This window comes from Alkalibacterium sp. s-m-28 (assembly GCF_054658175.1).
In genome coordinates, this window is record NZ_BAAGIQ010000536.1 from 1 (window position 1) to 204 (window position 204).

Here is a 204-nt window from a genome sequence, read left to right on the forward strand (position 1 = left end):
GCATTTGGTTATAAATGAAGCGGGCACAACCAAAACAGTTCGCAAAATAGTTTTTTTGTTCTTCATTTGGGTAGAGCCGATACTTATAAGCTTTTAACATATTCTTCACCTCCTCTTACGCTTTGTTACTTGATTATACTGTAAAAATACCGTACAATCAAGTCGGAGGTGAGTATATGTCTGACAAAGAACGCGTAGAAATAC

Annotated in this window: 1 protein-coding gene; it reads right to left on the reverse strand. The window is 36.3% G+C overall.

The genetic code is table 11. The features are described from left to right. A partial coding sequence (locus ACYQ4S_RS13170; protein WP_459771591.1) for a helix-turn-helix domain-containing protein occupies positions 1–100 on the reverse strand: 100 nt, incomplete at its 3' end. Between the last annotated feature and the right edge of the window lie 104 nt (positions 101–204).